We start from the raw sequence: 14,756 nt of genomic DNA, 5'->3' as shown, positions 1-14,756 counted from the left end.
CCCTGAACACCCACAGAAAATCTGGACAGAATGCCCAATCGGTGTTATAATTCAAACACTGGACATAGTGGCATTGCCATGCCCTTATCCGGGTTTTTCGAAGCGCGGAGGCAACCGAAACCCGGCAGAACACCAACCTGAGAAAAGCCAAAGTAATTTTTGGTCATCATTTTTTAAGGAGGATAAAATCAAATGGCTAGAAAGATGAAAACCATGGATGGTAACCAGGCTGCAGCACATGCGTCTTATGCGTATACCGACGTAGCAGCTATTTACCCAATTACCCCTTCATCCGTTATGGCGGAGCATACCGATGAGTGGGCAACCCAGGGAAGAAAGAACATTTTCGGACAGGAAGTTCAGGTAACTGAGATGCAGTCTGAGGCAGGAGCAGCAGGTGCAGTACACGGATCACTGGCAGCCGGAGCTCTTACTACAACCTACACCGCATCCCAGGGACTTCTTCTGATGATCCCGAACCTTTATAAAATTGCCGGCGAGCAGCTCCCGGGCGTATTCAACGTATCCGCTCGTGCCCTTGCAAGCCACGCACTTTCCATCTTCGGAGATCATTCAGACGTTTACGCCTGTCGTCAGACCGGAGTCGCAATGCTCTGCGAATCCAGCGTACAGGAGGTTATGGACCTGACACCGGTTGCACACTGTGCAGCACTGAAAGGCAAAGTTCCATTTATCAACTTCTTCGACGGATTCCGTACCTCCCACGAGATTCAGAAAATCGAGACATGGGATTACGAAGATCTGAAAGACATGGTAGATATGGATGCAGTAGATGCATTCCGTAAACATGCCCTGAACCCGAACCATCCGTGCCAGAGAGGATCCGCACAGAACCCGGATATCTTCTTCCAGGCAAGAGAAGCATGTAACCCGTACTATGATGCTCTTCCGGCAATCGTACAGGAGTACATGGACAAAGTAAACGAGAAAATCGGAACCGATTACAAACTGTTCAACTATTATGGAGCAGCAGACGCTGAGCACGTAATCATCGCTATGGGTTCTGTCTGCGATACCATCGAGGAGACCATCGATTACCTCGTAGCAGCAGGCAAGAAAGTCGGCGTTGTAAAGGTACGTCTGTACCGTCCGTTCTCCGCAGAAGCACTCATCAATGCAATTCCGGAGACTGTAAAACAGATTTCCGTTCTGGACAGAACAAAAGAGCCGGGATCTCTTGGCGAGCCTCTGTACCTGGACGTAGTAGCAGCATTAAAAGGCAGCAGATTCGAGAGCACACCGGTATTCACAGGTCGTTACGGACTTGGTTCCAAGGACACCACACCGGCTCAGATCGTTGCTGTATATGAAAATACAGAGAAACAGAGATTTACCATTGGTATCGTAGACGATGTTACCAATCTGTCTCTGCCGGTTGGCGCTCCTCTGGTAACAACTCCGGAAGGAACCATCAACTGCAAATTCTGGGGACTTGGCGCAGACGGTACCGTAGGTGCAAACAAGAACTCCATCAAGATCATCGGTGACAACACAGACATGTACGCACAGGCTTACTTCGACTATGACTCCAAAAAGTCCGGCGGTGTAACCATGTCTCACCTGCGTTTCGGAAAGAAACCGATCAAATCTACATACCTGATCCACAAAGCAAACTTTGTTGCATGCCACAATCCTTCCTATGTGAACAAATATCACATGGTAGAAGAGCTGGTAGACGGAGGAACCTTCCTTCTGAACTGTCCATGGGATGAAGCAGGACTGGAAGAGCATCTGCCAGGTCAGGTAAAAGCATTCATCGCAAACCATAACATCAAATTCTATGTGATCGACGGCGTTAAGATCGGTATCGAGACCGGCATGGGACCGACCCGTATCAACACCATTCTTCAGTCTGCATTCTTCAAGCTTGCGAAGATCATTCCGGAAGAAAAAGCCATCGAACTCATGAAAGCAGCAGCAAAAGCTACCTATGGCCGTAAAGGTGATGATGTCGTAGCAAAGAACTGGGCAGCAATCGATGAGGGTGCAAAACAGATCAAAGAAGTTGCAGTTCCGGAAAGCTGGAAAAATGCAGCAGACGAAGGTCTGACCACAACTCATGCAGAGAGCGGCCGCGCTGACGCTGTTAAATTCGTAAATACCATCCAGGCAAAAGTAACTTCCCAGGAAGGAAACAACCTGCCTGTATCCGCATTTGCAGACTACGTAGACGGAACAACTCCGTCCGGCACATCCGCATACGAGAAACGTGGTATCGCCGTAAACGTACCTGTATGGAATCCGGAAAACTGTATCCAGTGTAACAGATGTTCCTTCGTCTGCCCGCACGCTGTTATCCGTCCGGTTGCCATGACCGCAGAAGAAGCAGCAGCAGCTCCGGAAGGCATCCAGACCATGCCGATGACCGGTATGCCGGACTACACCTTCACAATGGCTATTTCCCAGCTTGACTGTACCGGATGTGGTTCCTGTGCAAACGTATGTCCGGGCAAGAAGGGTGTGAAAGCACTGGCTATGGAAAGCCTTGCAGCACACGAAGCAGAGCAGAAATACTTCGATTATGCAGCAGCTCTTCCAGAGAAGACAGACGTTGTAGCAAAATTCAAAGAGAATACCGTAAAGGGCAGCCAGTTCAAGAAACCGCTGCTTGAGTTCTCCGGCGCATGCGCAGGCTGCGGCGAGACTCCTTACGCAAAACTGATCACCCAGCTGTTTGGTGACAGAATGTACATCGCAAACGCAACAGGATGCTCCTCTATCTGGGGCAACTCCTCACCGTCCACTCCTTACACTGTAAACGAGAAAGGACAGGGCCCGGCATGGTCCAACTCCCTGTTCGAGGACAACGCAGAGTTCGGTTATGGTATGCTTCTTGCTCAGAAAGCAATCCGCGGCGGCCTGAAAGCCAAAGTTGAGGATGTTATGAACTCCGAGAAAGCTCCGGAAGAAGTAAAAGCAGCATGCAAAGAGTATCTGGATACCTTTGACTGCGGCGCTACCAACGGAACTGCAACCGAGAAACTTGTAGAAGCAATCAAAGACGCTGACTGCGACGTTTGCAGAGACATCGTTAAGAACAAAGACTTCCTCGCTAAGAAATCCCAGTGGATCTTCGGTGGCGACGGATGGGCTTACGATATCGGATTCGGCGGCGTAGACCACGTACTTGCCAGCGGAAAAGATATCAACGTAATGGTATTCGATACAGAGGTTTACTCCAACACAGGCGGACAGTCCTCCAAAGCTACTCCGACCGGTGCAGTTGCACAGTTCGCAGCAGGCGGTAAAGAAACCAAGAAGAAAGATATGGCAAGCATCGCAATGAGCTATGGCTATGTATACGTAGCACAGATCGCTATGGGCGCTGATTACAATCAGGCAGTCAAAGCAATCGCAGAGGCAGAGGCATATCCGGGACCGTCCCTCATTATCGCTTACGCTCCATGTATCAACCATGGTATCAAGAAAGGTATGAGCAAAGCACAGACCGAGGAGCAGCTCGCTGTTCAGACCGGATACTGGCATTGCTTCCGCTTCAACCCGGCACTCGCTGCAGAAGGCAAGAGCGCATTCACACTGGATTCCAAGGCTCCGTCAGGAGATTATCAGGAATTCCTGAACGGCGAGGTACGTTACAACTCTCTGAAACGTGCAAACCCGGCGAAAGCAGAAAGACTGTTCGGCAAGAACGAGCAGGAAGCAAAAGACCGTTACACTTACCTGAACAAACTCGTAAAACTGTACGGCGCAGAAGAAGAGTAATTCTTTTTCCTTAAAAAGAATTTGAAAAAGGAGAGAAGTCATACTTGAGAGAGTATGGCTTCTTTCTTTTTGGGAGAAAAAATGAATTAGCGACATTTGGCAATAGTTTTGTATCGTTTGTCAACATTTTTATCCCGGAAAATGTTGACAAACGATACATTTTTGCGCAAGAAGGCTTTGAGATATGGTATAATGTGCGTATCACGATATAATGAGCGTTAGCGAGAGGAATTTTATTATGTTGAAAATATATCTTGGAGAAATGAAAGGTGCAATCTATCATCCGCCAACCTATTTTGATAATTGTTATGAAGATGAATGGCTGACCACGCCACTGGCAAAAGAAATGATCCGCGATGTGGATCGCTCGGAGGTAATCAGTGCGCATCTGATTGACAGCCCGGTGCTTGGTCCGATTCCACCGAAAGATTTATCCGGAGGAATCAAAACGTTGCTGCTGATGGCATACGATACAGACGGAAAGATCTTTAATGCCTCCGTATGTGGAGATAATTGTGCAAAATGGATTTTAAAATTAGGAGAGCAAAAGGATCTGACGATTAATCTGCGTCATGTGATGCGGTTTGGCAAAGATCCTTTTGAAATCCTGATTTTAAATACAGGGACTATTGTGCGGAATATGTCCGAATTTGTAGATGTTGCCGAGGCTTATGTATAGGTGGATGTATGAAGGGAAAGAAAAGAGTTATTATTCAAAATAACAGAGTTCATTATGAATTTGTGATAAAGCGTAATATTACAATCATCCAGGGGGATAGTGCATCAGGAAAAACAACACTGGTAAATATGATCCGGCAGGCAGAAAATTTAGGGGAGTCCAGCGGAATCAACGTTTCCTGTGAAGTACCGTGCAGAGTGCTGGAAGGTGTTAATTGGAAAATTATTTTGGAAAACAGCCGGGAAAGCATCTTTTTCATAGACGAGGAGAATTATTTTATAAAAACAGAAGAATTTGCTTCTGCCATACGGGGTGCAGAAAACTATTTTGTATTGATTACGAGAGAAAACTTATATAATTTGCCGTATAGTGTAGAAGAGATTTATGGATTGCATGTTTCCGGAAAATACAGAGATACCAGAAAAATATATCAGAAAATGTATCAGATCTATCCCAAAACAGCACGGCTTCCTGTTAGAGTACAAAAAATAATTACGGAAGATTCCAATTCTGGGTATCAATTTTTTGAAAATGTATGTGCAGAAAGGAATATTACATGTGAAAGCGCTGGTGGAAAAACAAAAATACCGGAAATGATCGGCAAGGCAGGAACAGAAGAAACCTGTATTATTGCGGACGGTGCTGCAATTGGAGCAGAAATGAATCTTCTCAGCAATAAAATAGAGGAAAAACAGAACGTACATTTATATTTACCGGAGTCTTTTGAATGGCTGATTTTAAATTCAGATCTTTTACAGGACAAAGAGGTTCGTAAAATTCTGGAAAATCCAGAAGATTATATCGACAGCACAGAGTTTTTTAGCTGGGAACAATATTTTACAAAATTGCTGATTCAGAAAACAGAAGGAACATATTTGCAGTATAAAAAAGCAAAATTAAATCCATCTTATTTGCAGGATAAAAATAAAAACAAAATACTGGAGAGTATACAAGGGATTCAGTGGAAAATAAAATCCTTAAAATAGCAAAAATAATGAAAGAATAGAGAGAAGAACATGAACTATACAATTTATGACTATCTCGGCCTGTTTTTCTTTTACGCCTTCCTTGGATGGCTTCTGGAAACTTCTGTGGCCGCGATCCGGAAAAAACATATGGTAAACAGAGGATTCTTAAATGGTCCGCTCTGCGCCATCTATGGAATCACAGCTGTCTTTATGACACGTTATCTGTATGAACTGCAGTCAAGCCCCGTCTTTTTGTTCCTTGGCTGTATGATTATCGCTACCGCAGTCGAGTGGCTGGCCGGTCACGCACTGGAACGCATTGGCCATGGCAAATGGTGGGACTATTCCAATAAAAAATGGAACATGGACGGCTATATCTGCCTTCAGTATTCTGTACTATGGGGAATTTTAGGACTGCTTGCCATGAAAATCGGCAATCGCCTCTGCTTTACAGTTCTTCATTCAATTCCGGCCGGTTTCCTGCATATCACATCCTGGATTCTCTTTGGTATATTGATCGTAGATGCCGTCGGTTCCTATGCTGTTCTGCACCACATCACGAAAAAAATGCCGCGGATCAGCGCTATGAACGATCAGATCGACGCCTTCACCAGACGCCTTTCTGTCCGTGTTTACCGCTATCTGGAGCGTCGTGTGGAACGTGCCTATCCGGCCGTACAGCCAGTTTCGGAGAAAAAAGAGAAAACAGAAACCGGCGTATTTGCCGAAGGATGCAGCTTTTACAAAATCGTTCTTCTCTTCATCATCGGCGCATTTTTGGGCGATATTACAGAAACCATATTCTGTCGCATCACCGCCGGTGTCTGGATGAGCCGCAGTAGCCTTGTATGGGGCCCGTTCAGCATCGTCTGGGGCCTGGCCATCGCCCTCGCTACCTGGTTCCTCTACAACTACCGCGACCGCTCCGATGGATTCCTGTTTGCCTTTGGTACCTTCCTCGGCGGAGCCTACGAATACATCTGCAGTGTGTTCACCGAAATCGTATTCGGAAAAGTCTTCTGGGACTACAGCGACATTCCCTTCAACCTCGGAGGCCGTATCAACCTCCTGTACTGTTTCTTCTGGGGAATAGCCGCCGTCGTCTGGCTCAAAAAATTCTATCCTGTCATTTCGCGCTGGATTGAAAAAATCCCGATGAAATTCGGAAAAATCATCACTTGGATCCTGATTGTGTTCATGGTGGCCAACATACTCGTATCTACCCTTGCTCTCGCCCGATACGACGAACGCGCCCACCAAAAGCCCGCTGCTAATGCCATCGAGCAGACCATAGATGCCCATTTCCCGGACGCCCGAATGGAAAAAATCTACCCCAATGCCAAAGCGATTAACTAGAATGTGTTAAAAAACAATTCCGTAGTCTGCACGCCCCAATTACAGACTACGAAAAGCCCTCTCCCTCCGTCATGCAAAGTCAGGCCCCGTTTCGACAGCTTTGGTCTGCGCGGTCCGTTACCCCCAAAGAAAACCTTTGGCAACCCACCAAAAGTATGATATAATGTCACATAGATATTTTGGGGATACCATATCCTCTAAGAGCGAAGAAAGGACTCAACCACAAATGACAGTAGACAACAGCTTCACAATGAAGAAATTTCAGAGCATGGAAATCATCTATGTCACATTTTCCCAGATCACGAAACTCCCATACGTAGAGTGCGATCCGGAAACCTTTGATGATCAGGTATACATGTTTACCGAAGAAGAAGCAGCTAAAGAATTTGCAAAATCCTATGTAGAGAAGAATACCCCGCTGCTTACCGTAAAAGTACTGCGCAAGCAGATGCCGAACTTCTATATGGGCCTCTACGCAGAAGGTGTCAACATGGTCATCTTCCACGAAGGCGATCAGACCCGCCGCATCGAGCTGGAGCAGATCTTCCCGAAACCAGACATGGAGAAAATGAACAAACAGCACCTCCCGGTTCTGAACCCGGGCGTACAGCTCACCGTCGTATACTTTCTGCAGGAACTCAGAAAACCAAACCAGAGAAGAGACGATGCCGAGCGCATGCAGCACCTGCGTGAACTCGAGGAAGAAATGCTTGTCAACCTGATGCGAAGCAAATTCATCCTTGCCATCGACATTTCCCAGGTACAGGGCGAATTCGATCCGGCCAACCCGGGACCAGACGTGCGCATCCCGTACATCAAAAACCAGAACGAAGACATCTTCCAGCCGCTGTTTTCCGATATTGGTGAATTCCAGAAATTCCGTCCGGATCCGCAGGCAAAACTCCGTCTGGCAGCCATCCCGTTCCAGCACCTTCTGCCGTACCTGATGAAACAGGCCAAAGGCTTCGTCATCAACCCGTCCGGCTTCAACCTTCTGTTGACCAGAGAACAGCTCCAGAGAATCATGGGAGCCCAGGCACAGAGCGTCCGACCGAACCTTGAGGCAATGATGGCACAGGCCGCTGCAGCACAGGCACAGAAAAATGCACAGAACAACGCTGCAAACGACGAAGTAAAAGAACACGTCGACGAGACAGAGAACACCGCAGCAGAAAACGACAACGAAGAATAAAACCGACAGGGCCGCAGAAAATCCCAGTAAACGGGCACTGCGGTCCGTTTTTGACTGCATAAAACCGGAAATAATAAAGAAAAACAAGAAAGGATATACAAAAATGAACGCAGAACATTGCAAAGCCTATACCCTGCTGCAGGAACAGCAGATTGATGATATCCACGCACATGGCTACCTACTTCGCCACAACAAAAGCGGAGCCCGCGTGCTGCTTCTCGAGACGGAGGATGACAACAAAGTATTCAACATCGCGTTCCGTACCCCGCCGTCCGACAGCACCGGCGTAGCCCACATCCTCGAGCACAGCGTCCTCTGCGGCTCCCGCGAATTCCCGTTAAAGGATCCCTTCGTAGAACTCGTCAAAGGATCCCTGAACACCTTCTTAAATGCTATGACCTACCCGGATAAAACCATGTACCCGGTAGCCAGCACCAACGATGCCGACTTCCAGAACCTGATGCATGTCTACATGGACGCCGTATTCTACCCGAACATTTACAAACACGACGAAATCTTCCGGCAGGAAGGCTGGAGCTATCATTTGGAAAGCGAAGACGGCCCGCTGACCTACAACGGTGTTGTATACAACGAGATGAAAGGAGCCTTCTCCTCCGCAGACGATGTCCTGGAGCGTGAAACATTCAACACCCTGTTCCCGGACACTCCGTACGGCGTAGAATCCGGCGGAGATCCGTCCTGCATCCCGAACCTGACCTACGAAAACTTCCTGAAATTCCATCAGACCTATTACCATCCGTCCAACAGCTATATCTACCTGTACGGAAACATGGATATGGAAGAAAAACTGGCATGGATGGATGAAAAATACCTGTCCCATTTTGATGCAAAAGAAGTAAAATCCGAAATTCCGTATCAGAAACCATTTGCAGAGACCCTCGACATTGTACACGAGTACCCGGTACTCGACGGCGATCCGCTTGAAAACAATGCGTACCTGTCCTACAACATGGTCATCGGCAGCGGTCTGGATGTAAAATTAAACGTGGCATTTTCTGTTCTGGAGTATGCACTCCTTGACGCACCGGGGGCCCCGGTCAAACAGGCACTCCTTGACGCACACATCGGAAAAGATGTTTACGGCTCCTACGAGGACGGCATCCTGCAGCCATTCTTCTCCATCGTAGCCAAGAACGCCGATGAAAATGAGAAAGAAAAATTCCTGTCCATCATCCGCGGAACCCTCAAGGATATCGTGAAAAACGGCATGGATCGGAAAGCCATCGAGGCAGGCATCAACTATTTCGAATTCCGTTTCCGTGAGGCGGACTTCTCCAGCTTCCCGAAGGGCCTGATGTACGGCATCGACGTCTTCGACAGCTGGCTGTATGACGAGAACAAACCGTTCGCCTACCTGCAGCAGCTTGCGATCTACGATGAGCTGAAAAAACTGGCAAAAGAAGGCTATTTCGAAAACCTGATCCAGACGTATCTGCTGGACAACACCCATGCCTCCATCGTGACCCTCATTCCAAAGACCGGTCTTGCCGCAGAAAATGATGCAAAGACCGCAGAAAAACTGCAGAAATACAAAGAGAGCCTGTCAAAAGAAGAGATCGAGAAAATCATTGCTGACACCAAAGAGCTGGCAGCATATCAGGAAGAAGAGGAGAGCGAGGAAGCACTCGAGACGATTCCGCTCCTGAAACGAAGCGATATCAAACGTGAGTCTGTCAAACTTTACAATGACGAGCATGAAGTCGATGGAACGACGGTTCTTCATCACAACGTATTCACGAACGGCATCGGTTACTTAAGCTTGCTGTTTGATACGAAAAATGTGCCGAACGATCTGATCCCGTACATGGGCGTATTAAAATCCGTTCTCGGCTATGTGGACACCGAACACTACACCTACGGCGAACTGTTCAACGAGATCAATGCACAGACCGGCGGCATCAACTGCGGACTGCAGGTATTCCGCATTCCGGAAAATGATGACGACTGCCGCAGAATGTTCGGCATCCGCGCGAAATTCCTGTACGACAAACTGGATTTCGTCATGAAAATGATCGAGGAAATCCTGAATACCTCCCGCCTGGATGACGAGAAACGTCTTCACGAGATCATCTCCAGCATGAAATCCGGCCTGCAGAACCGCCTGTCTTCCGCCGGAAATGCAACGGCTGTGATGCGTGCAGCTTCCTATTACTCCCCGATGAGCAATTTCCAGGACCGCATCGCAGGCATCGGCTTCTGCCAGCTCTTAAAAGATCTGGACGAGAACTTCGATGAGAAAAAAGCAGAACTGATTAAAAATCTGCAGATCCTGATGAAATACATCTTCCGCAAAGAGAATCTGACCGTCTCCTATACCGCAGACGAGACAGGCTACGCACCGCTGGAAGAAAAAATCGCAGCATTCAAAGAGAATCTGTACACCGACGAAGTGGAGCCGGGCAGCATTGTGTATGACTTTGAACAGAAAAACGAAGCCTTCCAGACCTCCGGCCAGGTACAGTACGTGGCACTCTGTGGAAACTTCGAGCGCGAAGGCTACGACTACACAGGAGCCCTGCGCATCCTGCGTGTCATGCTGAGCTATGACTATCTGTGGATCAACATCCGTGTCAAAGGCGGCGCTTACGGCTGCGGCGGAGCTTTCGGAAGAGGCGGAAACGCGTGCATTTCTTCCTACCGTGACCCGAACGTCGGAAGAACCCTTGAAGTATACCGCGGTATCGGCGATTACGTGCGCAATTTCGAAGCAGACGAGCGCCAGATGACCAAATACATCATCGGAACGATCAGCGAACTCGACGTCCCGATGAACCCGTCCGCAAAAGGCCAGACCTCCGAGAGCGCATGGTTCAACGGCATCACCGAAGCAGACTTCCAGCAGGAGAGAGATCAGATCCTCGATGCAACCCTGGATGACATTCATGCACTGGCAGACCTTGTAGATGCAGCCTTAAAACAGAACAACATCTGCGTTGTCGGAAGCGAAGCAGCCATTCAGAAAGAGAAAGAACTGTTTAAGAACGTAGAGAACTTATAAATGAGGAGAAGAGACAGCAATGGAAAACAATGCAAATTATAAATCCGGCTTTGTAGCCCTGATCGGCCGTCCGAACGTGGGAAAATCCACGCTGATGAACCACCTGATCGGACAGAAGATTGCGATTACATCCAAGAAACCGCAGACCACCCGCAACCGCATCCAGACCGTTTATACGTGTGACGAGGGACAGATCGTGTTCCTCGACACACCGGGTATCCACAAGGCGAAAAATAAGCTCGGCGAGTACATGGTCGATGTAGCCGAGAAAACGTTAAAAGAAGTCGATGTGATTCTCTGGCTGGTAGAGCCGAGCAACTTCATCGGAGCAGGAGAGCGCCATATCGCAGAGATCCTGGAGAAAGTCAATGCGCCGGTCCTCCTCATTATCAACAAGACCGATACCGTGGAGAAAGACAAAATCCTGGAATTCATCGATACGTACCGCAAGCTGTTCCAGTTTGCCGAGATCATTCCGTGCTCGGCACTCCGCCATCAGAACACCGATGACATCATTCCGAGCATCTTCAAATATCTGCCGTACGGCCCGCAGTTCTACGATGAGGACACCATCACCGATCAGCCGATGCGCCAGATCGTGGCTGAGATCATCCGCGAGAAAGCACTGTACGCCTTAAACGAAGAGATCCCGCACGGCATCGCCGTTGTGATCGACCAGATGAAAGACCGCCCGAACGGAAAAATCGTTGATATTGATGCGACCATCATCTGCGAGCGCGATTCCCACAAGGGCATCATCATCGGAAAACAGGGCGCGATGCTCAAGAAGATCGGAAGCAACGCGCGGTATGAGCTGGAGCAGATGCTGGAGCAGAAAGTCAACCTGAAGCTCTGGGTCAAAGTCAAAAAAGACTGGCGCGACAGCGATTTCCTCGTGAAGAACTTCGGATATGATAAAAAGAAACTCGATTTATAATATTGCATTATAATAAGGAAGAAACATGCGAGAACCAATCAATGTAAGCGGAATGGTATTATCCGCCTCCCCGGTCGGAGAGTATGACAAGCGCGTCGTGATCCTGACCCGGGAGCTCGGCAAAATCACCGCCTTCGCGCGCGGCGCCCGCCGCATGAAAAGCCCGCTGATGGCCGTCTCCAATCCGTTCGTCTTCGGCGAGTTTCAGGTTTACGAGGGCCGTGACAGCTACACCCTCTCCGGCGCAAACATTAAAGAATACTTCCTCGACCTGGCGCAGATGCAGCCCGGCGTTTATTACGGCTTTTATTTTCTGGAACTGGCCGAATATTTCGGCCAGGAAGGAAACGATGAAACCCAGATGCTGAACCTTCTGTACGTGACGATGAACGCCATCCGCAGCGGAAAACAGGACCTCCGCCTGATCCGGTGCATCTTCGAACTGCGGACGATCACAATCAGCGGAGAAGCACCGCAGATGTTCTCCTGCATGGAGTGCGGCACGAAAGAGAATCTGACCGTTTTCTCCCTGCGCGACAGCGCCATCTACTGCCCAAACTGTGGAAAAACCATCAGAGATCCATGGCCGCTGCAGCCGGGCACCGTGCTGGCATGCCGCTATATCATTGCGGCACCGCTCGCGAAGCTGTATGGTTTTACCGTAAATGAAGAGATCCTGGACGAACTGGAACGATTGCTGCGTGCATATCTCCATCGCTATGTCGAAAAGAAGATGAAAACATTACAGATTCTGGATGTGATGAAATAATATAAAATGTAATAATTTGCAAAAATGTGAAATAATTATGTCCAAAAGTGTGTCCACACCTTTACAAATAAGTAGAAATGGGATAGAATATTTGGAATAAAGAAAAAAATGGTTCTGTATTCGTCACAGAAGATATTGCAAATGCATAGTACCAGAAAAAATGAGAAGGTTTTAGTGAAAATGGTAATATAAAAGCTAGAAAAACTATGCGAAACAAGAGAATGTTACGAGTACGGCGAAAAAAATACGACAGGGGAGAAAGGTATGTACAAAAAATCATCCACAGGATGGCTGAAGCATCTGGATTTTATGGTTCTTGATATTATCTGTCTTCAGCTGGCTTTCGTCATGGGTTATTTCTTAAGACATCACAGTTTTAAGCCATATGGAAGCCCAATTTACCGAAATGAGGCTATCGTATTCGCTCTGATCCAGCTGATGATCATGTTTTTTGACGATTCCTTCAAAAACGTCATGAAGCGCGGATACCTCGTGGAAATCGGAATGACTGTAAAAAATATGGTATACATCATCGTTCTTGGTGTATTCTACCTGTTCCTGATTCAGGAGGGAGATCAGTTCTCCAGAGCAACCATTATGCTGACCGGTGCTCTGTACGGAATGCTTTCCTATCTGATGCGCATCGGATGGAAGGCTGTGGTAAAGAAACGCAGCAGCGGGGAACACAGCGGCCGTTCGCTTCTGATCATCACGACCGAAAAACAGTCACAGTCCGTTGTAAAGAGCATGCTGGATTTCGATTACATCGGCGTTCGTCCGACTGGCGTTGTTCTCGTAGACCAGGACAGAACCGGACACAAAATCCACGGCGTACCGGTGGTATCGAACCTTGCAGATGCAGCTGAGTATGTCTGCCGTGAGTGGTTCGACGAAGTGCTGATCGTTCTGCCGGAAGGCAGAGAAATCCCGCAGAAAGTATTCGACGCATTCGCCGAGATGGGCATTACGATCCACGTAAAAATTGCGGACGTGAACGAAATGCAGGGAAAAAATCAGACTGTAGAGCGCATGGGCAACTATACCGTGGTCACCACCTGCATCAATATGGCAAGCGCAGGACAGCTTGTGCTGAAACGAATCATGGACATCTGCGGCGGTCTTGCCGGATGTATTCTGACCGGAATCATCTTCCTGTTCGTTGCCCCTGCGATTTATATCAAGTCTCCGGGCCCGATCTTCTTCTCACAGTACCGTGTCGGAAAGAACGGAAGAAAATTCAAAATTTACAAGTTCCGTAGCATGTACATGGATGCGGAAGAGCGGAAAAAAGAACTGATGAAACAGAACCGCGTCAGCGATGGTCTGATGTTCAAAATGGAGAATGACCCGCGTGTCATCGGAAGCGAAAAAGGACCAGGCAAAGGAATCGGAAACTTTATCCGCAAAACCTCGCTGGATGAATTCCCGCAGTTCTTCAATGTGTTAAAAGGCGACATGAGCCTTGTAGGAACCCGTCCGCCGACAGTGGATGAGTGGGAGAAATATGAGCTCCATCACAGAGCAAGACTGGCAATCAAGCCGGGACTGACTGGTATGTGGCAGGTAAGCGGACGAAGCGAGATTACAGATTTTGAAGAGGTTGTAAAACTGGATACGAAGTACATTTCAGAATGGTCCTTTATGCTGGATATTAAGATTTTGTTTAAAACTGTACTGATTGTATTAGGCCAGAAAGGTTCTATGTAAAAAAAATGAAAAATGGAGATATATTGTAGTTTTGGGAGTAGTGTGGTAAAATAAAGGTAAATTTTAAGAAAAATTTATGAATGGAAGCGCAAAGAAGTCCTGATGACGGCGAAAAGGAAAAAGGCTTCCTTTGACAGGTGGTCCAAATAATGTTAATTATTTGGACCTTTTTATGTGAACTTCCTGAAATATTAACTCTCGTTTCGACATGTTCTTGCTTTAAGCCAGTTGTAGCATACTTTAAAAGGAATTTTATGAGAGTTAATTTTATAGGAAGTTCACATATATACTACCACAAAAGTAATTATCTTTCACTGACAACTATCCTAACACACAGGGGATTGAAAAAGTCATAAAGTTATGGTATAATCGAAAACAAAAGTTC

At 47.5% G+C, this 14,756-nt stretch carries 9 protein-coding genes; all 9 read left to right on the top strand.

What is annotated here, in order from left to right:
• The first annotated feature begins 192 nt into the window (after nucleotides 1-192).
• The 9 genes from nifJ (at nucleotide 193) to DWZ44_RS09690 (ending at nucleotide 14,371) form a co-directional block, all read left to right on the top strand.
• Complete coding sequence (gene nifJ, locus DWZ44_RS09730) at nucleotides 193-3,744, top strand: pyruvate:ferredoxin (flavodoxin) oxidoreductase (protein ID WP_117760614.1); 3,552 nt, start codon at nucleotides 193-195, stop codon at nucleotides 3,742-3,744.
• Nucleotides 3,745-3,982: 238 nt separating this feature from the next.
• The gene (locus DWZ44_RS09725; protein ID WP_055227895.1) at nucleotides 3,983-4,423 is read left to right on the top strand and encodes a DUF4869 domain-containing protein; all 441 of its coding nucleotides are present in this window, start codon (nucleotides 3,983-3,985) and stop codon (nucleotides 4,421-4,423) included.
• An 8-nt stretch (nucleotides 4,424-4,431) separates the two neighbouring features.
• Nucleotides 4,432-5,409, top strand: coding sequence for a translation initiation factor 2 (locus DWZ44_RS09720; RefSeq protein WP_117804767.1), 978 nt, complete (start codon nucleotides 4,432-4,434; stop codon nucleotides 5,407-5,409).
• A gap of 30 nt (nucleotides 5,410-5,439) precedes the next feature.
• Nucleotides 5,440-6,747, top strand: coding sequence for a putative ABC transporter permease (locus DWZ44_RS09715; protein WP_117804766.1), 1,308 nt, complete (start codon nucleotides 5,440-5,442; stop codon nucleotides 6,745-6,747).
• A 226-nt stretch (nucleotides 6,748-6,973) separates the two neighbouring features.
• On the top strand, nucleotides 6,974-7,939 hold the full coding sequence (locus DWZ44_RS09710) for an SseB family protein (RefSeq protein ID WP_022461182.1): 966 nt from the start codon (nucleotides 6,974-6,976) through the stop codon (nucleotides 7,937-7,939).
• A 103-nt stretch (nucleotides 7,940-8,042) separates the two neighbouring features.
• Nucleotides 8,043-10,958: an insulinase family protein gene (locus DWZ44_RS09705; protein ID WP_117804764.1), complete on the top strand. Its 2,916-nt coding sequence runs from the start codon at nucleotides 8,043-8,045 to the stop codon at nucleotides 10,956-10,958.
• 19 nt (nucleotides 10,959-10,977) lie between these two features.
• Entirely contained in the window at nucleotides 10,978-11,895 is a 918-nt protein-coding gene (gene era / locus DWZ44_RS09700) for a GTPase Era (RefSeq protein WP_117509404.1), read from the top strand.
• Nucleotides 11,896-11,920: 25 nt separating this feature from the next.
• A complete protein-coding gene (gene recO, locus DWZ44_RS09695; RefSeq protein ID WP_117509403.1) occupies nucleotides 11,921-12,664 on the top strand; it encodes a DNA repair protein RecO in 744 nt (247 codons plus the stop codon).
• 264 nt (nucleotides 12,665-12,928) lie between these two features.
• A complete protein-coding gene (locus DWZ44_RS09690) occupies nucleotides 12,929-14,371 on the top strand; it encodes a sugar transferase (RefSeq protein WP_117509402.1) in 1,443 nt (480 codons plus the stop codon).
• Nucleotides 14,372-14,756: the final 385 nt, after the last annotated feature.

The organism is Blautia sp. AF32-4BH (assembly GCF_003460565.1).
Classification (GTDB): Bacteria; Bacillota; Clostridia; order Lachnospirales; family Lachnospiraceae; genus Fusicatenibacter; species Fusicatenibacter saccharivorans.
This window is presented reverse-complemented; position numbering and strand designations above follow the sequence as displayed.